The 23,322-nt window shown below is 40.9% G+C and carries 25 protein-coding genes and 1 pseudogene; 8 read left to right on the top strand and 18 right to left on the bottom strand.

Features of this window, described 5'->3' with window-relative positions; translation table 11 throughout:
• From H525_RS0110535 to hpf, 4 genes are all read right to left on the bottom strand, one after another.
• Positions 1–278 (bottom strand): helix-turn-helix domain-containing protein (locus tag H525_RS0110535; RefSeq protein WP_027416182.1); only part of this gene is annotated, 278 nt, incomplete at its 3' end.
• Between the two features lie 200 nt (positions 279–478).
• Positions 479–979 (bottom strand): EutP/PduV family microcompartment system protein, encoded by a 501-nt coding sequence (locus H525_RS0110530; protein WP_027416181.1) that lies wholly within the window; start codon positions 977–979, stop codon positions 479–481.
• 13 nt (positions 980–992) lie between these two features.
• A complete protein-coding gene (locus H525_RS0110525) occupies positions 993–1,334 on the bottom strand; it encodes a BMC domain-containing protein (protein WP_027416180.1) in 342 nt (113 codons plus the stop codon).
• A gap of 150 nt (positions 1,335–1,484) precedes the next feature.
• Positions 1,485–2,042, bottom strand: coding sequence for a ribosome hibernation-promoting factor, HPF/YfiA family (hpf, locus tag H525_RS0110520; RefSeq protein ID WP_027416179.1), 558 nt, complete (start codon positions 2,040–2,042; stop codon positions 1,485–1,487).
• 192 nt (positions 2,043–2,234) lie between these two features.
• On the opposite strand from hpf, the gene H525_RS0110515 reads away from it, so the two are divergent.
• Positions 2,235–3,320 carry an HD-GYP domain-containing protein gene (locus H525_RS0110515; protein WP_051330963.1) on the top strand — a complete coding sequence of 362 codons (1,086 nt, stop codon included), beginning with the start codon at positions 2,235–2,237 and terminating at the stop codon, positions 3,318–3,320.
• Positions 3,321–3,460: 140 nt separating this feature from the next.
• Here the strand turns inward: H525_RS0110515 and H525_RS0110510 are convergent, their stop codons facing one another.
• The 6 genes from H525_RS0110510 to H525_RS0110485 all read right to left on the bottom strand — a co-directional run bounded on the left by H525_RS0110510 (position 3,461) and on the right by H525_RS0110485 (position 8,559).
• A complete protein-coding gene (locus H525_RS0110510; protein ID WP_027416177.1) occupies positions 3,461–3,658 on the bottom strand; it encodes a cold shock domain-containing protein in 198 nt (65 codons plus the stop codon).
• A gap of 191 nt (positions 3,659–3,849) precedes the next feature.
• Positions 3,850–4,518 carry an amino acid ABC transporter permease gene (locus H525_RS0110505; protein WP_027416176.1) on the bottom strand — a complete coding sequence of 223 codons (669 nt, stop codon included), beginning with the start codon at positions 4,516–4,518 and terminating at the stop codon, positions 3,850–3,852.
• A gap of 185 nt (positions 4,519–4,703) precedes the next feature.
• On the bottom strand, positions 4,704–5,552 hold the full coding sequence (locus tag H525_RS0110500; protein WP_035100646.1) for a basic amino acid ABC transporter substrate-binding protein: 849 nt from the start codon (positions 5,550–5,552) through the stop codon (positions 4,704–4,706).
• A 320-nt stretch (positions 5,553–5,872) separates the two neighbouring features.
• Positions 5,873–6,409: a hypothetical protein gene (locus H525_RS0110495; protein WP_027416174.1), complete on the bottom strand. Its 537-nt coding sequence runs from the start codon at positions 6,407–6,409 to the stop codon at positions 5,873–5,875.
• 103 nt (positions 6,410–6,512) lie between these two features.
• Entirely contained in the window at positions 6,513–7,895 is a 1,383-nt protein-coding gene (locus H525_RS0110490) for a sensor histidine kinase (RefSeq protein ID WP_051330962.1), read from the bottom strand.
• Positions 7,885–8,559 (bottom strand): response regulator transcription factor, encoded by a 675-nt coding sequence (locus H525_RS0110485; RefSeq protein ID WP_027416172.1) that lies wholly within the window; start codon positions 8,557–8,559, stop codon positions 7,885–7,887. Before H525_RS0110485 ends, H525_RS0110490 begins: the two co-directional genes overlap by 11 nt.
• Before the next feature lie 287 nt (positions 8,560–8,846).
• Between H525_RS0110485 and H525_RS23640 the strand changes: the two genes are divergently transcribed.
• On the top strand, positions 8,847–9,659 hold the full coding sequence (locus tag H525_RS23640) for a hypothetical protein (RefSeq protein WP_051330961.1): 813 nt from the start codon (positions 8,847–8,849) through the stop codon (positions 9,657–9,659).
• 103 nt (positions 9,660–9,762) lie between these two features.
• Here H525_RS23640 and H525_RS0110475 read toward each other — a convergent pair whose 3' ends face one another.
• The 8 genes and pseudogenes from H525_RS0110475 to H525_RS25555 all read right to left on the bottom strand — a co-directional run bounded on the left by H525_RS0110475 (position 9,763) and on the right by H525_RS25555 (position 17,364).
• Positions 9,763–11,004, bottom strand: a complete 1,242-nt coding sequence (locus tag H525_RS0110475; protein ID WP_027416171.1) for a flagellin N-terminal helical domain-containing protein — start codon at positions 11,002–11,004, stop codon at positions 9,763–9,765.
• A gap of 39 nt (positions 11,005–11,043) precedes the next feature.
• Complete coding sequence (locus H525_RS23635; RefSeq protein ID WP_051330960.1) at positions 11,044–11,523, bottom strand: flagellar export chaperone FliS; 480 nt, start codon at positions 11,521–11,523, stop codon at positions 11,044–11,046.
• Between the two features lie 262 nt (positions 11,524–11,785).
• Positions 11,786–12,052, bottom strand: a pseudogene (locus H525_RS28540) (EscU/YscU/HrcU family type III secretion system export apparatus switch protein); the annotation flags it as partial.
• Entirely contained in the window at positions 12,049–14,403 is a 2,355-nt protein-coding gene (locus H525_RS0110460; protein WP_027416170.1) for a flagellar hook-length control protein FliK, read from the bottom strand. The gene H525_RS0110460 and the pseudogene H525_RS28540, both read right to left, overlap by 4 nt.
• Positions 14,404–14,565: 162 nt before the next feature.
• Positions 14,566–14,931, bottom strand: coding sequence for a flagellar protein FliT (gene fliT / locus H525_RS0110455; protein WP_027416169.1), 366 nt, complete (start codon positions 14,929–14,931; stop codon positions 14,566–14,568).
• Between the two features lie 14 nt (positions 14,932–14,945).
• Positions 14,946–15,311, bottom strand: coding sequence for a flagellar export chaperone FliS (fliS, locus tag H525_RS0110450; RefSeq protein ID WP_027416168.1), 366 nt, complete (start codon positions 15,309–15,311; stop codon positions 14,946–14,948).
• A 1-nt stretch (position 15,312) separates the two neighbouring features.
• Positions 15,313–16,953 carry a flagellar filament capping protein FliD gene (gene fliD / locus H525_RS0110445; RefSeq protein WP_027416167.1) on the bottom strand — a complete coding sequence of 547 codons (1,641 nt, stop codon included), beginning with the start codon at positions 16,951–16,953 and terminating at the stop codon, positions 15,313–15,315.
• A 15-nt stretch (positions 16,954–16,968) separates the two neighbouring features.
• A complete protein-coding gene (locus tag H525_RS25555; protein ID WP_051330959.1) occupies positions 16,969–17,364 on the bottom strand; it encodes a flagellar protein FlaG in 396 nt (131 codons plus the stop codon).
• Between the two features lie 288 nt (positions 17,365–17,652).
• Here H525_RS25555 and pseB point away from each other — a divergent pair, with 288 nt between their 5' ends.
• The 6 genes from pseB to pseI are packed head-to-tail and all read left to right on the top strand — an operon-like array spanning position 17,653 to position 23,276.
• Positions 17,653–18,651: a UDP-N-acetylglucosamine 4,6-dehydratase (inverting) gene (pseB, locus tag H525_RS0110435; protein ID WP_027416166.1), complete on the top strand. Its 999-nt coding sequence runs from the start codon at positions 17,653–17,655 to the stop codon at positions 18,649–18,651.
• A 13-nt stretch (positions 18,652–18,664) separates the two neighbouring features.
• On the top strand, positions 18,665–19,861 hold the full coding sequence (gene pseC, locus H525_RS0110430; protein WP_027416165.1) for a UDP-4-amino-4,6-dideoxy-N-acetyl-beta-L-altrosamine transaminase: 1,197 nt from the start codon (positions 18,665–18,667) through the stop codon (positions 19,859–19,861).
• A complete protein-coding gene (locus tag H525_RS0110425; RefSeq protein WP_035100642.1) occupies positions 19,851–20,600 on the top strand; it encodes a cytidylyltransferase domain-containing protein in 750 nt (249 codons plus the stop codon). Before pseC ends, H525_RS0110425 begins: the two co-directional genes overlap by 11 nt.
• A complete protein-coding gene (pseG, locus tag H525_RS0110420; protein WP_081413348.1) occupies positions 20,552–21,673 on the top strand; it encodes a UDP-2,4-diacetamido-2,4,6-trideoxy-beta-L-altropyranose hydrolase in 1,122 nt (373 codons plus the stop codon). Before H525_RS0110425 ends, pseG begins: the two co-directional genes overlap by 49 nt.
• The gene (pseH, locus tag H525_RS0110415; protein ID WP_035100639.1) at positions 21,670–22,230 is read left to right on the top strand and encodes a UDP-4-amino-4,6-dideoxy-N-acetyl-beta-L-altrosamine N-acetyltransferase; all 561 of its coding nucleotides are present in this window, start codon (positions 21,670–21,672) and stop codon (positions 22,228–22,230) included. Before pseG ends, pseH begins: the two co-directional genes overlap by 4 nt.
• Entirely contained in the window at positions 22,227–23,276 is a 1,050-nt protein-coding gene (gene pseI, locus H525_RS0110410) for a pseudaminic acid synthase (protein ID WP_027416161.1), read from the top strand. The genes pseH and pseI overlap by 4 nt, the downstream gene beginning before the upstream one ends.
• Positions 23,277–23,322: the final 46 nt, after the last annotated feature.

Genomic DNA, 23,322 nt, shown 5'->3' with positions numbered 1-23,322 from the left:
TTGAAGAATCGTGAGTACGCATCGGCAAGATTTTTTACTGCCGACTGAATGGCGATGCTGTCTACTTCTTTGAGCCATGGCAACTCTTTTTTCAGGTTCGGCAGTTCGGAAGAACATACTTCGTATGATAATCCTTTACCCGTTTCTTTGTATGTTTCATTCCACTTCGCCAAGAAGTGGTTAAACACAAATCGACTGCAACCAATCGTTTTAGCGATTAGGACTTCTTGTTCTTTGTTTGGATAGATACGGAATTTGTACGCTTTATTTACTAACATTGCTTTTCACCTCACTTTCTGATTTTGGATGTATTGTCGTATTTGCGCTTCTGACTGAAGTCACGAGTGTTCTCGGCTAATTCATAAAAAAAAGCTCTATCAAGATGATTTCTGATTCCATCGTTGATAGGCGCCTTTGCCTACTCCGTTATTCTTTTATATTTTTATAATATTATATTTTCAGATAATTGTAAAGACTTTCAACTAAGAAATACATATTCTGATTTTGTTTTCTGACAGTACTCTCTCATTTCATGCAGGGAACGGCAGGCAACCAGCCGACGAATGTCTTCGATGCCCTGTCCGGTGAATGCGGATGCCGCTACAATCGGCCCGCGCGGCATAGCATACTGTAAGAGCGTGGTTGCCCGGTCTATATCTGCCTGCGGGGATTCCGATTTGGTGATAACCCCTATGATTAATTTGGGTATGCCTGTTGCAAACCCGGGCGGAAAAATCGTTTTCTGCCTTGTCGCATCCTGGATAAATAACACGTGAGTCACTTCCAGCGAGGTGGCCATAATCGACTTGTAAAACAGGGGATTTTCCGTATACTCACCCGGTGTATCGACGATCCAGTCATAATAGATAAGAGATTGCGTTTTGACCGCTTCTGTCTTCCGGCCAAGCAATGCGTGGGTCATGGTCGACTTTCCCGAACCAATCGCGCCGATAAGCATTGCACGGTGTTTTTTGTTCATCAATGGCCTCCTTTTATGATTTCGTAATCACCGACGGTGTGTAGCCAAGCTGCTCTGAAAGAAATGTATTAATCCGCTGCATTGCCATGCCGACTTCCGCTACATTTCCCACCAGGACAAGGCTGCCGGTAAACCGGTCAAGAAAACCAATCGATACGTTAGCGGATTTGGTAGCGAGGTCACCGGCAATAATCACCGTTTCACTCGGAGTGAGGGTAAGAATACCAATGGCTCCTCCCTGCTGAATCCCCAGTTTATCAAACATATCCGGGTCAGGGTTCGCAATGATATGGCTCAGCGTAACCTGTTTCCCCGGCACAAACTCCTGAATAAACCGTTTTTTCTCTTCGCTCACTCGAACGCCCCCTTCATTCTGTGCCTGCAATATAAAAGAAAAGCCCCTGTCACGTAAGGACAGAGGCTTCGTTGCCACGGCTATTTTTTGATAAGTATATCATGAAACAACATAGTTGGCTATGTGATTATGCGGGTGTAGCTCTTACTCTTAGACTCGTTCCGGCTCAATAAGACCGTAGCGGCCGTCTTTCCGGCGGTATACAACGTTCACTTCGTTATTTTCAGCATTGCTGAAAACGAAGAAATTATGTCCAAGCATGTCCATTTGGAGGACCGCTTCTTCTGCATCCATCGGCTTTAAGTTAAACCGTTTGGTTCTTACAATCGCCAGACCATCTGACTCAGCTTCACCGGCGTGCTCAAGCACTGGTGCATCATCCGCAAAGAGCTGATTAAGTCCACCTGTTTGACGATGGCGGCGGTTTATTTTCGTTTTATGTTTCCTGATTTGTCGTTCTAACTTCTCAACCACGATATCAATCGCAGCATACATATCACTATGTGTATCTTCCGCCCGGAGAATCACACCAGGCATTGGAATGGTTACCTCTACAGTCTGTTCACCCCGCAACACTCGTAATGTTATATTGCAAATAATTGAGGAAGTATTCTCGAAGTACCTCTCAAGACGACCTACCTTTTTCTCAGCATAGTCTCTCAATGCAGGAGTTACTTCGACATTTTCGCCACGAACGTTATATTGCATATGGATACTCCTCCTTTCATCTATATTTATTTATTCCCTTTTCACTTCCAATAATCCTTCTTTATCCGACAAATTTTTTCATCATAATCTCGAAAAAATAAATAAAAAGTTATGATCCTTTCAACCTAATCATTCTATAATATGGTATATATAAGAGTAAGAAATTTCCTCGGGGGGACAGGAGTTGACGGGATGAAGCAAATAAAGAAGGTGAAAATATCTGAACACATTATCAACGAGATTTTAGCGGAAGATATATACAATGAACAGGGCATTCTGCTTCTGGGTGCCGGCAAAGTTATTTCGGCAACCGATATTGATACACTCCTTCGTTATCATATCGTTGAAGTGAGCATCGGCGATTCACATCCGGACTTTCAAAACATATCAGCAGATTTACTGGAGGAAATCGATACCGTATGGTCGTATGACCCTTCGATGGCGGATATCTACAAAGAGACTCTTTCCGGTATCAAAACGTTATTTGAAGAAACGCGAGGCCGAAAGGTTCCAAATGTACAGGAGATTTCCCACAGGTTTTCGCCTATGATCGCAAGTTTATTGGAAAATCACTACATTTTCCATCCGCTTCAAACGTTAAAAGGCAAAGATGAATATACGTTCCGCCATTGCATTAATGTAGGAATTTTTTCCGCACTCATCGGACGCCTGATCAACCTGCCGGATGAAACGTGCATAGAACTTGGGGAAGCAGGGCTTTTTCATGACATAGGCAAAATGCTGGTACCTGACTCCATTCTAAACAAATCTACTGACCTGACACGGGAGGAAATGGAGACGATGCGGAAACATACCCAGTATGGGTACTCAATGCTGCGAAAATTGGAGGCGATTCCACATTCCTATGCGGAAGTCGCTCTCTACCATCACGAAAAACTCGATGGTTCGGGCTATCCGTTCGGCCTTACTGACCATAATATCCCGATTTTTGCCCAGATTGTTGCCGTTGCGGATAAATTCGACGCTCTCTGTTCGAACCGGCCTTATCGTAAAGAAGTTTCGCCTTTTCAAGCCGCCTCAGTTCTTGACAGGCTTCAATATACGGGACAAATGAATCCCGAATTCGTAACTCCTTTTATCGCCTATGTGTTGGAGTCCTATGTCGGAGCCCACATCAGCCTCTCGAATGGAAAAGAAGGCACCATCGTGTTGCATAATGCGCAGGAACCACTGCGGCCGTTGATTCGAGCAGCTGATGGAAGTTTTGTGGATTTACAGGTGGAAAGGGATATTGAAATAGAGGAATTAATAAGCTAAAGGGAAGAAGAGAAGCTATAAGTGATCATTAAAAACCCCCGGGATGTTCCCGAGGGTTGTTATCGTTGTATATCATTCAACCTTTTATTATCGTAAGCCCTTACAGGCTTATTCGTTACAGCTTGGAAAGGTGATGCGTATTACAACTTAATAACATTCGCGGCTTGAGGTCCGCGTGCGCCTTCAACAATTTCAAATTCAACGCTTTGGCCTTCTTCAAGCGATTTGAACCCTTCAGATTGAATAGCAGAGTAGTGTACGAATACATCGTCTCCATTATCTCTTTCAATGAATCCGTAGCCTTTCTCAGCATTAAACCATTTTACTTTTCCTTGCATTTCATACATCCCTTTCCGAAATAAAGTATGAGGAGAGCGTTCCCCCTCATGCTTTGACTATACCATTCGGCAGAAGTTTAAGTCAAATAATTCCTGTCGACGAATAAAGGGCGGTTTCGACAACAATATTCGATGATATTTCGATAATAATTCAATGATAGTTCATTGGCTATGCAATGGAAATTCGAGCGTTAATCTGTCGCAGAACGCTTTTCCAGATAAGCGACGAACCGGGAAATAATCAGCGTGAGCACAAGATAGCCTGCGGCAAGTGTAAGGTAGGATTCCCAGCGGGCAAACGTAGATTTCGCCGTTGCGTAGCCGGCATAAGCAAACTCAGGTGCGGCGATAATCGCGAGCAAGGACGAATCCTTAAGCAGCGCAATAAACTCGTTTCCGAGCGGTGGAATCATGCGTTTAAAAGCCTGCGGCAGAATAATATAGCGCATCGTCTGCCCATGGTTAAGTCCAAGCGAACGCCCGGCTTCCATCTGCCCCCTGTCAATCGACTGAATACCTGCGCGAAAGATTTCCGCAATATAAGCGCCTGCATTAAGGGAAAGAGCGACAAAGCCCGAAAAGACAGCAGATGGCGGCTCACCATTCGTAAAGAGCGACCATACTGTTGGAATAACGGCATAGTGAATAAGCAGGATTTGTACAAATAACGGCGTACCCCGAAAAATGGTAATATATAAGAGAGACGGCCAGCGCAGGATCGGGTTTTTCGATAACCGCCCAAGGCCAAATATAAGTCCGAGCAATACTCCAAACAATACACCGACTGAAGTAAATAAAACTGTGTACCCGATACCGCGGATAAACAAATCCCGGTAATCGTAAATAACGCCCCAATTCATTGATTCACTGCCCCTTCTATCAAGATGGTCTGATGGTCTTTCACTTTTCCTCAGGCGAATCAAAGGTGCGTTGAAAAAAGCAACGCACCTTTGCATGTCTTATACATTATAGCGGATAAAAATTCGCTTGAATACCGTTACATAAGAACGTGAAATTTTGTGACTACTACGAATAATCAACGCAATTACTTCTGTTCACCGAAATACTGTTTATAGATTTGATCGTACGTTCCGTTTTGTTTAATCGTTTTTAAACCATTGTTAATCGCATCAAGGAGCTCTTTATTGCCTTTCTTCACCATGATTCCGTACTGTTCCGGCTGTACTTTCGGGTCTTTTACGACTTTAAAGCCTTTTTTGCCGGACGTTCTCAGGTAATCGTTAAGCACCCCATTATCCGCGACCACCGCATCGACCCGCTTCGCATAAAGGTCTTCTACAGCTGACGGAGTATCGTCATATCCTTTCAAATTCGGACTGCCTTTGCCAAGGATTTTTTCCGCGAGGTCGGCACCTGTCGTTCCATTCTGCACCCCTACGCGCAACCCTTTCAAATCTTCCGCTTTTGTCACCTTGGAATCTTCAGGTACCATGATAAGCTGGTAGGCGTCAAAGTACGGTTCGGAAAAATCGTATAGTTTTTGACGATCGGGTTTGATTGTGATTGCCGAAATTCCTACATCGCGGGTTCCGGTTTTAATCGCCTCAAATAATGGATCCCATCCCGTATGCTTAAGGTCAACGTCCCAGTTATTTACTTTGGCAACAGCTTTAATGATGTCCATATCAAAACCAACCGGAACACCATCCGGACCCTGCTTCTCAAACGGCGGATACGCAGCATCGGTTCCAACATGAATCGTTTTCTTCGCTCCTGCCCCACTGCCATTACCTTGAGCGGCTTTCTGGTCACCGCCTGAACTTTGACTGCCTGTGTTACTCTGACTTCCTCCACAGGCTGTGACCATCATGGCCGTGAAAATAACCATTGTGATAAAAGTAAGCCATTTTGTTTTCAGTTTCTTTCTGTACATGACCTGTCCCCCTCTATATTGATTGCTGTCATACTTGCTGTTCCTGGTGATGTAAAGATTGTTCTCTCCTTCTATACACACAGTTCTTTATCACGATAAAGATTTATGTACAAAGGAATCTTTTTTTCATTATATAGGAGTAAGAATAGGCTGACAATGAAAAAATTGAATTGGTGGAATTTTTTTAGTTTGTTTAGCAGAGTAATGCAATATAGAGAAAAAGCGGTAAAGGATTGAAAACACTCAATCTTTTACCGCTCATTTTATCCCGATGAAAAAGCACTTAATAAAATTGAATTTTTATGAATGGCAAATAATAATTACACAAACGCATGGATCAAAAATAACACCGCAAAAGCTATTCCGCAGCGCAAATGCCACTTTCGATCCATTCTGCGGTATCTAAACAACCCGGATACCGGCACAGGCAGCAGAACCAATAATGCCAGCAATCCACTAAGGTTGGAGAAATTCAATTTGAAACCGTAAAGAAAGGCTCCTATCACGTGAACCCAGATTAGCCCAATAGCGATGAGGGCCATAGGAGTGTGCAGTCTGCGGGCTAACCGGGACAATGAAATGACCCATTTCTTCAATGTATTCCACTGGTCCAGGAGTCGTTTTTGCAGAATGAGCAGAATTACATAGTAGGCTAAAACCACGAAAAGTGCAATGCGAGCTAACGACCCGTAATTCATAAATGAAAATTTAAATTGACGGGTATGGAATACGCCCGGATCAATATGGGCATATTTCCAAATGCCCGAGACAATAATGACCACCGCTAATCCTATCGCGATGAATATCGATATCCGTTCCTTTTTATTTTGTATCCAATATTTTTGTGCTGCCAGCACCCATTTTCCCACCTTTTTCATTTTTTTCAACGAACTTCATTATAGAAAAGAAAAGTGAAAAATGAGTGAAACCCCTAACGAAAAAACACAACGGATTACGACGTTACGTTTTTTGCTGAACGATAGGAATGAGGACGGTAAATGTGCTTCCTTGCCCGGGCGTACTGGAAACCTGAATCGTTCCATGGTGGGCTTCCACAATCCACTTGGCGATAGCCAGACCGAGGCCTGTCCCCCCCATTTGCCTGGACCTGTTTTTATCGACTCTGTAAAACCGGTCAAATATATGTTTTTGTTCCCCCAGCGGGATGCCCACACCGGTATCCTGCACGGCGATACATAAAGCCGGTTGTTTATCATACGTTTGCTCGGAAAGAGTAAGAGTAACCTCTCCCCCATTTGGCGTGTATTTGATCGCATTATCCAGCAGAATATAAAGCAATTGTTTGAGTCTTTCATGGTCGCCGTGCACCGTTATTGCTGTGGGGGTGTGTAAATGCAGCCGGATGTTTTTCGAGTCTGCAAGGGTTTGCGTAGACCGAACCAATTGTTCCGCAGATGGTATCAAATCAAAGCTTTCATACCGAAGATCAGGCACCCCGGAATCCGAACGCGCCAGCGTTAATAAATCACCAACCAAATTGGTCATCCGCCTGACTTCATCCTTCATCGTAAACAATACGTTTCGGGAAAACTCCGACATATAATCCCCTTCCTCCATCTCAAGAACGTCAAGAGACGAGTGCAGAATACTGAGCGGAGTCCTTAACTCGTGGGAAGCATCCGCGACGAATTCCCGCTGCCGATTGAACGATGTTCGAATGGGAACCATGGCGCGTTTGGACATAAAATAGCTAAGCAGAAACGCAATTCCCAAAAATAAAATCCCTAATGTAACAAGCGTAACGAGCAGTTGATGAACCAACTGATCATAAAACGAAATGTCCTTGCCTATATAAAAAACCGCGACTACTTTATCCCCCTGATAAATAGCCCGCCCGGTCATCATCAAATCAATCGGATGCTTTTCGTCTCCATGGTGACGTCCATGAGGGTGAGCGATAACCGTTCCAAAGCGAATTTCGTTCATTTCAGGTACCCATCCCTGTACAAGATGTAAAAGATCCGGCCGTAACGGGTGAATAGCTTCCTCTCCAACCAGCAGTTGTCCATTTGGGCTCACTACATAATAGAAGAATTGGTTGCTATTCTCCTGATTCCCCGTTATATTCTCCAGCTCCTCCGGACTAAGTAACCGGTCTTTCAGGGCACTTCTGATTCCATCCGCCTGCTGGTCGGCCGTTGATTGGAGCTGCAGCCTTTGTTCAAATGAAACGGTTGTATTGACCAAAAAGTAAACAATAGTGATGAACAGCATAAGAAAAACCGTAATTAATACGCTGTATTGAAAGGTGAGCCGATTTTGCGTATGAATAAACAGGTCTTTTTTCCAATCACGAATGCGTGATATCCATTTAAATGTCAAGTTTGTATCCCACCCCACGAATGCTCTGAATCATGTCCTTTTGGCCGGGGCCGTGTAATTTCTTGCGAAGCAATTTAACCGTAGCATCGATAGTTTTTATAGACGCGTCGGAATCATACCCCCAGACTCTGTCATAGATGACCTCCCGGGATAAAACCTGCCCTTTATTTCGAATAAATAAATCCAATAGTTGAAATTCCCGTGGTGTTAACAGAATTTCTTCTTCTCCGTACGAGACAGTGCGGTTTGTAAGATTGACTATAATATTTTGCAGCTGAACGATTTGCTCCTGAATCGGGGCATAATTGCGGCGGCCCAACGCGCGTATTCTCGCAAGAAGTTCATCTACCTCGAACGGTTTGACCAAATAGTCGTCCGCTCCGGCGTCCAATCCCGTGACCCGATCCTGAACGGCGTCCTTTGCCGTCAACATAATAATTGGCCCTGAATACCCTTCTTTGCGCAGGCGCGCACATATACTAATCCCTTCTTCGCCAGGCAGCATCCAGTCGAGAATAAGTACGTCATAATGGGATTGTGTGGCATACTCGTACACATCATCTCCCTCCGTTACCCATTCTACCTGGTATCCTCCTTTTTTTCGCAAAAGATGAACAACCAGTTCTCCGAGGCGCATATCATCTTCAGCCAATAAAATATTCAAAAAAACCACTCCTTATGAAAAACTAACGTTTCTTTTCTGTGAAAGTTCCTGATTTTCAGATCAAGGCTGCCGCTGAAAAGCCATGAAAATTTGATTTTCCTTCCGAACGATTGTAAATAATCTTCGTGAAAAATAAGTAAAATCCTCTAATGGGTTAGGCCACCAATATCACCTCTCTATTTTCACAAAAAATACCTTTCCCTGCAAAAATTTCACCGTTTTTTCACCGATCTTATCTAAAGTAAGAGCCGTACCAAGCAAACCATCATTGTAAGGAGTGTACACTTATGAAAAAAATATTTTCTTTCGCTTCGATTGGAATGGCCGGGGTGGCTGCCGTAGCCATGGCAAGTTCTGCTTTCGCTGCCACCATTACAACTTCCCCTTCCACTTCAAGTTCGTCAGCGGCCAAGCAGGAAGCTTCCGCTCACAAGCACACCGGCCATTTTGACAATCAAGAACTTCTCTCGTTGTTGAAGCTGGATGCCACCACGCTCCAGCAGGATGTAAAAGGTGGTAAATCCCTGGCTGATATCGCCGCTGCGCAAGGAGTACAAGAACAACAAGTGATTGATTTACTGGTAAATCAAGCTTCGCAAAGATTAGACAAGGCCGTACAAGCTGGCAAACTAACACAGGCGCAAGCGGATCAGAAGAAGGCGGACCTGCCGAATCAAATGAAAAAGATGGTAGAAAATAAAGGCGGATTTGGCTTTAGAGGAGAACACGAGGGTCGAGAAGGCTCATTCAACGATGTCGCGTCTGTCCTGGGAATGAACGCACAAGACGTCCTCACTCAATTACAATCCGGAAAAACTCTCGTTCAAATTGCGAACAGCAAAGGAGTCAGCGAAGACGACTTACTGAATAAGCTGCTGCAAAAGGATAAAGAGCGCCTGACCAAGATGGTTGAACAAACATGGCAGGACAAGGACCGCGGGGCAAAGGCAGCGGACAACAGTACGGCAAACACGGATAACAGCACAGCTAACACCAATAACAGCGCTACTACCACTGACAACAGCGCGACCAGCACCGACAACAGCGCTACTAACACCAATAACGGCGCAACCACTGATACATCGAGTAGCTCTCTGTAAAAAAAGAGCTGGAGAACACACCAAAACAGCCTGCATCCAATTACGTTTCTTTCGGACGCAGGCTGTTTTATTTGGCTGGCTTGTTTAAGAAGAATGTTAGTGGTTATCCTTTAAGTAGCTGAAGTACGCCCTGTGGCAGCTGGTTGGCCTGGGCAAGCATCGCGGTGGCAGATTGGTTGATGATGTTGAGTTTTGTGAATTCGGTCATTTCCTGCGCCATATCCGCATCACGTATACGTGATTCAGCCCCAGAAAGGTTTTGAGAAGAAGTCGTTATGTTGTTAATTGTATGGTCTAATCGATTTTGGAATGCACCAAGTTTTGCACGTTCTGCAGAAACTTTTTGAATGGCTGTATCAATGACTTTAATTGCCGTATTGGCTTCATTTTGTGTGGTAACTTTAAGTCCATTTACCCCAAGAGCTAATGCTCTCATATCATTAATGTCAATTATAAGGTTTTCATTTCCATTTGCTCCGACCTGGAGAGATGCACTACCATCAGCTCGAACATCCTCAGCTGCTGTAGTTTCAGCGAAAGAAGAAAGAACATTTGTAGCAGCTTCACGAGTATTACCTGTAGAATCTTTAACAGAAATTGTAAAACCATTAACTGCACCAGCTAATCCAGGAATAGTGGCTGTTTCAACCATTTGTCCGTTACCGTTTACTGTAAGCGCACCGTCAGCAGCTAATGCACCGATGTCACTAACTTTAGTGGCTCCTGTAACTAGCAAGTTAGCAGACTTAGTAGTACCGTTAATTACCCAAGAAACTGTAACAGTATCGCCTACAGCAATGCCAAGACTGTTACCATTTGCGTCTTGGAGATTTATAGCAAGGCTGCCAAGAGTAGCTGCACCACCGGCATCTTTAATAACATTACTTGTGTTGATGTTAGCAACAGCTACATTTACTTTTTTCCCCATAGAACCATCTAATAAGCTTTTGGTATTGAATTGAGTTGTATTACCAATCTGGTCAATTCCATTTTCTAATTGCGTCATTTCCAATTGGATATTTTGTCGATCTTGGTCCGTATTAGTATCATTGGATGATTGAACAGCTAGTTCACGCATACGCTGTAGAATAGCTTGGGTTTCATTTAAAGCACCTTCAGCAGTTTGAATCAGTGAAATACCATCTTGAGCATTTCGATTTGCTTGATCTAACCCACTAATTTGACCACGCATTTTTTCAGAAATAGCCAGGCCAGCCGCATCATCTGCTGCACGATTAATTCTTAAGCCCGAGGAGAGTTTTTCCAAAACCTTTTGAGTGGCATTTTGATTTTGAGTTAATTGTGAATAGGCATTTAACGCGGCAATATTATGATTAATACGCATAAATAACACTCCTTAAATATTTTTGTAGTAGAACAACATTTATTCCCTCGTATTTTTCAAATCATAGGCTTCCTGTAAAATTTCACGTTGTTGATAAGGATTAATGGGTAATGAAGGCGTGCATGCTTGAGATTTGGATGAATAAGGAACACTTTTTTCTTTTTTCATCGCAATATCCCAGGCTTCATCTAAATCACCGATAATTTTTTTGGCTTCGGAAAGCAATGCCGTATCTTTTTTCAAATTAGCCAAAATGATTAAATCAAACAAATACTGATAAAGCATTTCCAAGCGATCTGCAATGATACCCGCCTCATATTTTATCCCAAATCCAAGGCGTGTTAATAGGTCATTGCATAACTGCATAGAATAATTCGCTTTATCAAACTTTTTATCATCTATCTCGATGATCGCTTCATCAATCTTTTGCAACAGTTTTTTATAAAGCAGGGACGTTATTAATTCGGGCCGATCATGGATATCACTTAACTCTACATTCTGCAGAGTAATCTCCTTCATGGTAATCCCCCTATAATTCTCAACATGTTTTATTCATTACTATATATCGGAAAATTATCTTAAAAATTAAGTCGTACAATAAAACTTGATTCACAGAAGATTATGCTTATATCTTTCGTATCATACGTAACAAATCTTCAATAGTAATGTCATCCACTTCTCTATTATCATTCAATTCATCTTCTTCCCAATAAGGCGTATTCTGAAGGATGGAACGTACAGGATTGGATTTCAAACCATTTTCCCCCATATTCGCCCTCCGCACAAGCAACAGCACCTCGGCTACCACCTGGTAGAGCTGCGGTGGAACGTTATGTCCTAAATCAAGTTCTAACAAATTCTCTAATAGAAGGGCGTCCTCCTGAAGCGGGATATCATGTTTTTTTGCCTGTACAATAATTTTCTGTGCGACTTCGCCGCGCCCTTGCGCCACAACTGTAGGAGCTTCCTTCTCTTTGTCATAACGAATCACGGCAGCCTGGGTTGGAATACCCTGTTTTTTATTTCGTTGAAAATGTTTATAGATCATACAGAGAAATCGATCCCTTCCTGTGCAGACTGTTTAATTGCTCTGGTTCTCGCATCCTTAGCGTCTACGGTCGGCACATTTTTACCCTGTAATTCATTCGAGTCTATAGTTGTAATCGAACCGAATGTTATGCCATTCATCCGGTAACCGATGCCTTGAAGTTCTTCCTTTAAACGAGGAAGGTAGGGCTCAAATGCTTTCTGGACATCCGGATGATCATTCTGAATGCGCACAGCCATCTCCCGATTTACGACCGTGATCCCGATTCCGGTCTCGCCATATTTCGGTGTATCCAGGAGAAAATATAAACTGCTGTTCTCCCAATCCATCTGTGTACCGTTCGTTCTGGATTGAACATGAACTTTCACGGCTTTTGTTCCTTCCTCCCACGGAAGGGGAATTTGTGCATATAATGACTGCACGGGGTTTCCCGGTTCTTGCTTAGAAAGGAGCTGCTGGCCGGTTACATTGGATAACGCCTGCTCCATCAACTCCTTCGCCCGTATAGAAACTGCGCTATCCATTCCTTCTATTAACATGGACTTAAAATTTTGCGGGGGGCGTCCATCCTCACGCATTCCGCCTCCACCATCTTTACCGTTCCCAGGTTGAGATGAAAGAGAATCCATCCGCCCGGCTTCTCGCCCTTCTCTCTGTATCATCCATTCCAAAGCGTCCCGCTCATGATTTAAACCCATTCCGCGCATCCACTCCTGAACTCCTCGGCCGGAGAGCGTTTCTTGTTGCCAATCCCTCCCGTATCCTTGAAATGGATTTTGCATGGAACCATCACCTGTCATTTTAGAAAAAACGCGCTCTACTTTAGTATAGGACGGCTGCCAATTCAATTTTTCAAGTTCGGTACGAATATGCTGAAAAGACTGCAAAGCTTCCCCTTGCTTCCCTTTTTCCAGCAATCCCTTTACCTGCTGAAGTTCACCACTAATACGCAGTACATCATGTTCAAACCCCATATCAGCAAACATTGCAAATTCACCTTTGGTAACAAGGCGATCTACCATTTCAATGGTAGGCTCGATAATCCGCTGAATATAGGAAGAGGCCTGTGGAATATTCTTCTCCAGGAACTGACCCATACGTGAAACATTATTAATAATTTCCGACTTTATCTTGTTAAATTCACTGCCGACCTCACGAAGGCGATCCGGAATATATTGAGATACCCGTTCAAAATTTGCACTTTGTACGGACGTAAGGGCTGCTGCTCTCTCTCCTGATTGTATGAACATTTGTTCCAAATCTTTCAACTCATTTACCATATGCTGCTGAAGTGTTTGGCTATTATCATCTGGTAACGTCAGGGAATCTGTCCTTCTATTAGGCTTCGGTAATCTGGTAGACTCCGCTTCGACTTGTTGTAGAATCCGTTCCATTTTACGTACATCTTCATCGGAAACCCCTTCCTCCGCGGCAGCCTTTCGTAGGGTTTGCACAAGATCGGCTACAATTTGCTTGGGACTGCGTGGGGGCGAACCCCACTGAGTTAAACTTTGAGTTTCTCCTTTACTATTCCCGATTAACCCGAAAGCGGAAGCAAGCTCCTGATTGGCAAGGGCTACAACAGACCCTAACCGTTCCAAAGTTTCAGTGACAGGGCTTAAAGGCCGGGGTGTATCCACGTTGCGAATATCAAGAACAAGCCGCGCCAATTTTTGGATCAATTCAGAGTTCTGTACTTGATTCTCCGGCCTCTGATTAGTTGTTTGTTTAACAATAAGGTTATCACCGGGCTGTCCCGATATTTGTGGTAGCGAATCAGGCGCTTCTTTTATAAGCTGTTCTAAAATGTGATCAAGTGCCGGCCCATTAAGCGTTCGAAACACCGATTCATAACTTTTAGGTGTAATGGAGATTTGTTTCTTACCCATCAGATTCAATATTTCCAGCTTTTGATTGATCGTACCTTCGCCTTTCTGTATAATTTCCTGAACGTTTTGCATGGTCTCTTTTGAAATGGGTACTCGGTTTGCAAGGAGCGTCATAACCGCTTTTTTCATCTCAGGTGTAGCTTTTACACCGTAATCATCCAAAATTGATTTAATCCTTGATTCAGAAGAATTTTGCGCTTTTGGATTTTCCGTATTTGATAAGGTATGTACTTGAAGAGACTCTCCATCACGTCCTAAAATTTTTACATCAACTTGCTGTTCAGGCGGAACCCCATGATCAAAGGTTGCTTTATATTCTTGTCCTTGTACATCAATCACGGCTTCATTGGAAGACAATTTTTGCTTTATGCTAGCGGTTACCACCTGATCCTGGCGCAATTCATTCGCTTTCCCTGTTGTTGGAACTTGATTCATTCCGTACATCCGATCCGTGATCTGCATTCTTTAATCATCCTTTCTCATGCAGTACTCCTTATAAGTAGTATCGGAAGAAACCCTCCTATTTGACACCGCTGATTAAAAATTCAGTTTAGTAGTTACAGCAGGAATCAGACATAAAAAAACTTCTCCTACACAAGTAAACCCGGCAGGAGAAGTTCTTCTCTATTTTCTTTTATCTACAAAGATCGGAAGGATATCTTCCTCCTCTTCATACGCATTCTTTATTTTTTTACTCGCTTGTTCGTGCAGCATTCTCGTTCGTAATTTTTCATGCCAGGCAGGCAATAAGTTTGAAATTTCCGTTCGCATGTTTAAAATATCTTGCCCAATTTGATGCCACTCATTTATATCCGGAGGCAACTCCCGGTTTTCCAATTGATTGATCTGGACGATCAGCTGTGAACAAGCCTCTACACTTTGAGAAAAACGCGCAACATCTTCTTCTCGCACCGCTTCTAATTGAATCAGTGTTTCTCTTTTAAACTGGAGAAGAAGCTTTTCTTTTTGAGTTATCCATTCTTCTGTCATTAATAGGTCCCCTATCATGCCCCTTTCATTGCTTGCGACCAGGTATCACGAAACTCTTCGGCAAAGCCTAACAACTCTTCAATGATTGCCCGGTCTTTTTTCAGGTTGGCCTCTATTAAACGTTCAAGCATATATTGATACATTGAGGCCATATTTTCAGATACGGATATGTTCATATTTAAGGTACATAGTAATTCCTCGATAATGTCCTGACTCTTTATAAGGTTTATATGGATTCCCTGTAGATTATTCTGGTCTAATTCCAGAAGAGCTATCTTTAAAAATTTCACAAGACCTTTATATAACATAAGGGTCAACTCAGCTGGCGTAGCTGTTAGCACGCTATTCTGCTGGTATTGCCGGGCCGCGCTTTGGTTCATTCTATTTTCCTCCACCAAGTTGTTGTGTTAACCATGAGGACTGCGACTGATATTGACTCATCGCAGTTTCCATAGCGGTGAATTTTTGATAATAACTATTTTCCACATTTGTCAAACGATTTTTTTCATTGTAAATTTGGGTCCCTATATCAGATATCAATTTCCCTATAGTACTTTGGTCATTAGCAGGGTTGCCTGTAACTCCGGCTTTCGTAATCGTCTGTTGAAACGCGGCGTTGAAACTATCATACAAACGATTTATGATTCCACTTTTGGTTGGATCGGTAGTATTTAATTGTGTAAATAATTTTTGCACACCATCCGGATCAGCCTGAATCGCCGCACGCAATTTCGTCTCATCTACATACAGTTTTCCATGATCCTGATAGCTAGTTGACGCAATACCAATGGAAGCAAGCGTATTATACTTACTGCCATTATTAACCGAAGAAGACGTAGCATTTCGGATTCCATTATAGAGATCTGTCAGGATAGAATCTCTATGTAACAGCCCGCTTTTTGCTTTCGTTTCCCACTGCTGGATCTGCGTATCCGTCATTGCACTTCGCTGATCATCTGTAAGGGGTTGATAATCTGAATACACCGGTTCATTAAGGGCGTTATATATTTTATCATTCATAGCATTGTATTGGGTAATAAAATCCTTTATATTTTTTACCTCTGTATCGATATCACGCGAAGCATTAACGGTAACGTTAGGGTCAGTAGGCTGCATTGCTTTTTTAAATGTATAATTAACCCCTAATAGGGTCACATTATTGGAGCTTTGCGCCACGGTTGTGCCGTTAAACGTAATGGATGCATCCGCACCCGTAATGATATACCTATTAGGTTGTGAAGTATCTACACTAATGGGTGCACCGGTGGGCAGTTTGGTGTTCGGATCCAATGCATTTCCATTAACACCATCAGGGTTGTTCCCATTGTTCGTAAACCCAAGTACATTAAAGACATTTGAGTTGGTATCGTTAGCAGACAGATCGATTTTTGTATTTGCTCCTGTCTGTTTCGTTTTAATAATGAGCTGCTGTAAATTACTGTCATATACAGCCTGGATCCCAAGACTATTCCCCGCACCATCGGTTGCTGTATTTAAGTTGCTAATCACATTATTAATCGTATCTGACAGGTTCACCTTAATACTTCCGGATCTAGTTCCGTTACTATCTGTGACTGTAATATTTAATTGTTCATATGTCTGTCCATTTGCAATGTTTAATGGAACCTTCTGGCTCAAATCCCCAAGGGTTTTTGTACCATCAATGTTTACATTACTCGCTTTAAAGGCGGCTGATTCGGCAATTTGATTAACTCTTATCGTTTGTGTGCCTTCGATCGCGTTTGGAGTTCCTACTGCAGATACCGTATTTGGGTCCGATGAAGTCATATTAAAAGTCGCGTAATTCTGCGAAAGTTTCATATTCGACAAAGTCGTTCGAAAGGTGAAAAGATCGGTATTCCACTGTCGATAAGCTTCACTTTGCCAGTTTAATTTTTGCTGCTGCTGTATCATTTGGTTGTATTTTGCACTTTCTGCTGTCATTAACTTTTTCACAAGGGAACCCGTGTCTAGACCGGAGACCAACCCGCTAATCCGTGTAATGGATGAAAAATCAGTCATACATGCTTCATCTCCCTATAATTTTTTATCAAGGAAAACACCAATCATTTCCTTTAGGCTGGCTTCAAGTTCTAACATAAATTTTGGCGGTATTTCTTTTAGTACTTCCTGTGTTATTTTATTTTCAATGACCGCATACCATTTGCCACTTTTCTCATGAAACTTGAACGCAAGCCCTGTATTCAGCGCTTCGAATATTTTATTTGCTCTTTCCTTCAGACGTTCACGTTCTTTTTCCGTTAGATTTGGATTCTGTTGATCTGCCTCAGACTTATTAAGATCCCCTTTATTCATTATAGAACCCAAATTCGGATCTTCAAGCACATAATTATTGTGCGATTTTGTTGGTGAAAGTACATCGGTCATTATATTTTGGCCGAACCTAATAGCATTCACTTGCCCATCACTCATCCTAGTAATACCTCCTTTCAATCTTCCTATTACCATTATTATCGGAAAAATTCAAAGGAAAAATTAGATATTTCCATATCCGCTAATACATAAAAATGCCTATATTAATCGTACTGATATCTACTTGCTTTATTTCAGGGGACAAACAGAAATCAGGCCATAGAATGTATGTCGTCATGGTCACATTAGCTTAGAAAAAATGGTAGAATTGGATTTGCAGTATATTTAGGATTATACAATTCTGTTAGACTAACGTTAGATATAAAGTAACTAAGGGGAGTATGAAAAATGTTTAATAATAAAGCGATTTTAATCACAGGTGGAACAGGTTCATTTGGAAAACAATATGTAAAAACATTACTATCAAGATATACGCCAAAAAAAATTATTGTTTTTTCCCGAGATGAACTTAAACAATTTGAAATGCGTCAACAGTATAATTCTGAAATTATGAGGTATTTTATTGGTGATGTTCGGGATAAAGAAAGATTGATTCAAGCTATGCGCGGAGTCGATTATGTCATTCATGCCGCAGCTTTAAAACAGGTCCCAGCGGCAGAATACAATCCTATGGAATGTATTAAGACAAATATTAATGGCGCTCAAAATGTTATTCATGCTGCAATCGAAAATAAAGTTGATAAAGTCATTGCTCTATCCACCGATAAAGCTGCTAATCCAATCAACTTGTATGGCGCGACTAAACTTGCTTCAGATAAACTTTTTGTAGCAGGCAATAATATTGCCGGTGGACATCGTACCCGTTTTTCTGTTGTTCGATATGGAAATGTTGTAGGATCAAGGGGGTCTGTTGTTCCGTTTTTTAAGAGACTTCTTGCTGAAGGAGTGAAAGAATTGCCTGTGACGGATCTAGAGATGACTCGGTTTTGGATTACGTTACAACAAGGCGTAGACTTTGTACTGAAAAATTTTGCTCGTATGCAAGGGGGAGAAATTTTTGTTCCAAAGATTCCCTCCATGAGGATCCTTGATTTAGTAGAATCTTTGGCACCCGGAATTCATGTCAAAGTAGTTGGAATTAGGCCAGGTGAAAAGTTACATGAAGTCATGTGCCCAGCGGATGATTCGCATTTAACATTAGAGTTCCATGATCATTATGTAATTAAGCCGACTATAAATTTTACGGATCAGGTTGATTATGAATTAAACTTACTTGGAGAACAAGGCGTCCCCGTTAAACGTGGTTTTGAATATAATTCCCTCACCAACGAGCATTTTCTAACAATTGATGAATTAAAACAGTATAACGATACATCAACTAAATAAAGGAGATTACAAAATGACTGGTGTAGAATTGGCTATTCACGGTGGGAAACCGGTTCGTGATACTTACCTTCCTTACGGTAAACAAACAATTGATGAAGAAGATATCCAAACGGTTATAAATGTTTTAGAGAGTGATTACTTAACCACCGGCCCAAGTATTAAATCCTTTGAAGACAAAATTGCCCAATATGTTGAAGCTAAATATGCTGTAGCTTTTTCCAATGGAACGGCTGCTTTACATGCAGCTTGTTTTGCAGCTGGAATCAATAGAGGAGATGAAGTAATTACTACGCCTATCACTTTTGTTGCAACTGCTAATTGTGTTTTATATCAAGGTGGAAAACCAGTTTTTGCTGATATTGATCAAAATACATATAACATTAACCCTCTATGTATAGAGAAACTTATTACAAAGAATACCAAAGCTATTATTCCCGTAGATTTTACAGGTCAACCTGTTGATCTAGATAAAATTTTAGATATCGCTAAGCGTCATAATTTGATAGTAATTGAAGATGCAGCACATAGTTTTGGAGCAGAATATAAAGGCAAGAAAATCGGGGCACTTAGTGACATGACGATGTTCAGCTTTCATCCTGTGAAACATATAACCACCGGTGAAGGAGGCATCATTACAACTAACAACGAAAAATACTATCAAAGACTTATTCAATTTAGGTCACATGGTATTACTAAAAACCCTATGCATATGACTACGAGTGATGAACCTTGGTATTATGAAATGCAATTTTTGGGGTATAATTATCGGATGACAGATATACAGGCTGCACTTGGTCTAAGTCAATTGAATAAGACAGGATACTTTTTAGCACGACGTAGACAGCTTGCTAAAATGTATGATGAGACTTTCAAAAATATTTCGGAAGTTGTAACCCCATATCAATTACCAGAATGTCATTCCAGTTGGCATTTATATATTTTGCGATTGAATTTAAATAAATTACGAGTAGGGAGAAAAGAGATTTACCAAGCTTTATTACAGGAGAATATCGGGGTTAATGTGCACTATATTCCAGTATATTACCAACCGTATTATCAAGAATTAGGATATGATAAATCCTTCTGCCCTCAAGCTGAAAAACTATATGAAGAAATGATAACCTTACCTTTGTTTCCAGGAATGAATGAAAAAGACGTAGAAGATGTCGTTACAGCTGTGCAAAAGGTTGTGAAATATTATGGCAAATAACAAAAGGATTGTAGCCATTATTCAAGCGCGTATGACATCAACTCGCCTTCCCGGGAAAGTATTAAAAACGGTGCTGGGGAAACCGTTGCTTCAATATCAATTAGAAAGACTTATGAAATCCTCTATGTTAGACGATATAGTAGTAGCAACTACAATAAATACAACAGATCAGCCAATTGTTGATTTATGTAAGAGATTGAATGTGAAGTACTTTAAAGGATCAGAAAAACATGTTCTCTCTCGATATTATGAAGCAGCGCAGATGTTTCAAGCAGAAATTGTGGTACGTTTAACATCTGATTGTCCACTCATCGATCCTCAGGTAGTAGACGATGTTGTTAATGCTTTTCTGCAAGGAGCCGAACGTTATGATTATGTTTCTAATACATTAACCAGAACATATCCTCGTGGCTTAGATGTTGAAGTATTTTCAATGGCAGCATTATCAGAGGCATACAAAATGGCTTCATCCCCTGTTGAAATCGAACATGTCACACCATACATCTATCTTCCGCCTACTCATTTTCGGTTAGGAAACATAGCGTATAAAGAAGATAAAAGTTTTTACAGATGGACGGTTGATACTCCGGAAGATTTCGAGTTGATTAAAAATATCATTGAGTATTTGTATCCGATTCATTCTGATTTTACAATGCAGGACGTTTTTCAATTATTAAAACAACATCCAGAATGGTTATTAATCAACGGGCATGTACTGCAGAAGTGTTTAGAACAATAATTAGAGAAGGTAGAATTTTTATGGATGTCTGTATAAGGGTTGATTCATCTGTTCTAATTGGCTCCGGGCATGTAATGCGATGTTTAACTTTAGCGAATGAACTTACCAAAAATAAAACTAGGGTTTTTTTTATTTGCAGGGACATCCCTGGTAATTTGTGTACATATATAGAACAAAAAGGATTTGAGGTTTATCGATTACCTTTCTCTCATGATATCGATTCTTTAGAAGAAAAAAACCTGGATGCTAATGAAACAATCAAAGTATTAACACAAATAAAAAGAAATGTTGATTGGTTAATTGTTGATCATTATAAACTTGATATACATTGGGAAATAAAGATAAGAGCGTTTGTCAAAAAAATAATGGTGATCGATGACTTAGCTGACCGAGTTCATGATTGTGATCTATTGCTAGATCAAAACTTATATAGAGATGCAAAAAGTAGATACTCCCGGTTGGTTTCCGATAGTTGTATAAGATTGTTAGGTCCACAATATCTATTGATTCGGGAAGAGTTTGAGATTGAAAGAAGAAAATTACTGGGTCATAGCGGACATATAAAAAGAATTTTGGTTTTTTTTGGCGGGAGTGATCCGTTTAATCAAACTGTTAAGTCATTACATGCAATAAATCAAATGAAAAAAGAATCTTTTATAGTTGATGTCATTGTGGGTAAATTAAACCAAAATCAAAATGAAATAAAGGAACTCTGTAGACATTATGGGTTTCATTATTATTGCCAGGTTGAAAATATCGCAAATTTCATGTTAAAAGCAGATTTGTCGTTAGGAGCCGGTGGGACAGCAATTTGGGAAAGATGTTTTTTAGGTCTTCCATCATTAACGATTATAATTGCTGAAAATCAACGAGAAGTTACAAAATCAGTTTCACATAAACAAGCATTAATGAATCTTGGATGGTATTCAGAAGTAGAAGAAAAAGACATCGTGGAAGCGATAACTTTTCTTCAAAAAAACCCTTTGATTTTAAAAAATATGAGTGAAAAAGCTTTGAACTTAGTTTCATCAGGGCGTACAAAAGTAACAAACTATATGATAGGAATGTTATGATGAGAGCTCAAACATATTCACTAAGACCTATTGTAGAAACAGATTTAGAGGTTACCTTAGAGTGGAGAAACTTACCACGAATTCGTAACGTTATGTATACAGATCATTTGATTACTCCGGAAGAACACTACAGGTGGTTCAAAAAACTTCAAAAAGATACGGAGAAATCTTGCTTTGTATTTGAAGTAAATAAAAATCCGGTAGGTGTAGTCAATCTTTCCTTGGATGTCTATAACCAAAGAGCGACTTGGGGTTTTTATATAGGTGAGGATAGACAACCTAAGGGTATGGGAATGATTATGGGTTACCTGGCCATGCGTTATATTTTTGAAGATATATGTGTCCAAAAACTATGCGGTGAGTCTTTTGCGTTTAATACCCCGAGTGTTTCATTTCATAAAAGACTCGGGTTCATGGAAGAGGGACGATTAAAAAAACATGTGTTAAAAAATGGACACTATGAAGATGTTATTCTTTTTGCGGTTTTTCAAGAACAGTGGAATGCTAATAAAAAGGAGCTAATTAATAGTATACGTCAGAGGGGTTTTTGTATATGAGCGAAATAAGAATTGGAAGTAGAAAAATCGGGGAAAATCATCCACCTTTCATTATTGCAGAAATGTCAGGTAATCATAATCAATCTTTGGAAAGAGCGTTAGAAATTGTAGAAGAAGCTGCAAAAACAGGTGCTCATGCGTTAAAATTACAAACTTATACGGCTGATACCATGACGTTAGATTTACAAACATCTGATTTTATGGTAGATGATCCGAAAAGTTTATGGTCGGGTAATTCTTTATATAAATTATATCAACAAGCTTATACGCCTTGGGAATGGCATAAACATATTTTTGAAAAGTGTACAGAACTCGATTTAATTTGTTTTAGTACGCCATTTGACGAAACAGCTGTTGATTTTCTAGAAGAATTAAACGTACCCGCTTATAAGATCGCCTCCTTTGAAAATTCGGATATTCCTTTGATTAAAAAAGTAGCTTCTACCGGTAAACCAATGATTATTTCAACGGGTATGGCAACCATTGCTGAACTTGATGAAACAGTGCGTACCGCACGTGACGCGGGTTGTAATGATATTATACTGCTAAAATGTACGAGTACATATCCTGCTACACCAGAAAACACAAACATTATAACGATTCCACACATGCGTGAATTATTTGGATGCCAGGTAGGCTTATCCGATCATACAATGGGAATCGGTGTGGCTGTTGCGAGTGTTGCATTAGGCGCTACAGTTATCGAAAAACATTTTACTTTGCGACGTGCTGACGGAGGGGTAGATTCGGCTTTTTCGATAGAACCAGCAGAAATGGAACAACTTATAATAGAAGCAACAAGGGCATGGCAGTCACTTGGTTGTGTACAGTATGGGGCAACGGATATGGAACAGCCGTCTTTAAAATATCGCCGTTCTCTTTATGTAGTAAAGGACATGAAAATGGGCGAGGCATTTACAAAAGAGAATTTACGAGCGATACGTCCTGGTTTTGGATTGCCTCCTAAATACTATGAAGAGTTGTTAGGAAGGAAGGTATCGTGCGATGTCAAGAAAGGCACGCCAGTCACGCGAGACATATTATGATTTTAAATTCTCACTAATATCCTGTCAATCTATACTAGGATTGACA

The organism is Aneurinibacillus terranovensis DSM 18919 (assembly GCF_000430625.1).
GTDB classification, from domain to species: domain Bacteria; phylum Bacillota; class Bacilli; order Aneurinibacillales; family Aneurinibacillaceae; genus Aneurinibacillus_B; species Aneurinibacillus_B terranovensis.
This window is presented reverse-complemented; position numbering and strand designations above follow the sequence as displayed.

Coding starts and splice junctions, on each gene's coding strand:
- H525_RS0110530 (WP_027416181.1), bottom strand. CDS start 979: ATGAACAAAAAACACCGTGCAATGCTTATCGGCGCGATTGGTTCGGGA.
- hpf (WP_027416179.1), bottom strand. CDS start 2,042: ATGCAATATAACGTTCGTGGCGAAAATGTCGAAGTAACTCCTGCATTG.
- H525_RS0110515 (WP_051330963.1), top strand. CDS start 2,235: ATGAAGCAAATAAAGAAGGTGAAAATATCTGAACACATTATCAACGAG.
- H525_RS0110510 (WP_027416177.1), bottom strand. CDS start 3,658: ATGCAAGGAAAAGTAAAATGGTTTAATGCTGAGAAAGGCTACGGATTC.
- H525_RS0110505 (WP_027416176.1), bottom strand. CDS start 4,518: ATGAATTGGGGCGTTATTTACGATTACCGGGATTTGTTTATCCGCGGT.
- H525_RS0110500 (WP_035100646.1), bottom strand. CDS start 5,552: ATGTACAGAAAGAAACTGAAAACAAAATGGCTTACTTTTATCACAATG.
- H525_RS23640 (WP_051330961.1), top strand. CDS start 8,847: ATGAAAAAAATATTTTCTTTCGCTTCGATTGGAATGGCCGGGGTGGCT.
- H525_RS0110475 (WP_027416171.1), bottom strand. CDS start 11,004: ATGCGTATTAATCATAATATTGCCGCGTTAAATGCCTATTCACAATTA.
- H525_RS23635 (WP_051330960.1), bottom strand. CDS start 11,523: ATGAAGGAGATTACTCTGCAGAATGTAGAGTTAAGTGATATCCATGAT.
- H525_RS0110460 (WP_027416170.1), bottom strand. CDS start 14,403: ATGCAGATCACGGATCGGATGTACGGAATGAATCAAGTTCCAACAACA.
- fliT (WP_027416169.1), bottom strand. CDS start 14,931: ATGACAGAAGAATGGATAACTCAAAAAGAAAAGCTTCTTCTCCAGTTT.
- fliS (WP_027416168.1), bottom strand. CDS start 15,311: ATGAACCAAAGCGCGGCCCGGCAATACCAGCAGAATAGCGTGCTAACA.
- fliD (WP_027416167.1), bottom strand. CDS start 16,953: ATGACTGATTTTTCATCCATTACACGGATTAGCGGGTTGGTCTCCGGT.
- H525_RS25555 (WP_051330959.1), bottom strand. CDS start 17,364: ATGAGTGATGGGCAAGTGAATGCTATTAGGTTCGGCCAAAATATAATG.
- pseB (WP_027416166.1), top strand. CDS start 17,653: ATGTTTAATAATAAAGCGATTTTAATCACAGGTGGAACAGGTTCATTT.
- pseC (WP_027416165.1), top strand. CDS start 18,665: ATGACTGGTGTAGAATTGGCTATTCACGGTGGGAAACCGGTTCGTGAT.
- H525_RS0110425 (WP_035100642.1), top strand. CDS start 19,851: ATGGCAAATAACAAAAGGATTGTAGCCATTATTCAAGCGCGTATGACA.
- pseG (WP_081413348.1), top strand. CDS start 20,552: ATGGTTATTAATCAACGGGCATGTACTGCAGAAGTGTTTAGAACAATA.
- pseH (WP_035100639.1), top strand. CDS start 21,670: ATGATGAGAGCTCAAACATATTCACTAAGACCTATTGTAGAAACAGAT.
- pseI (WP_027416161.1), top strand. CDS start 22,227: ATGAGCGAAATAAGAATTGGAAGTAGAAAAATCGGGGAAAATCATCCA.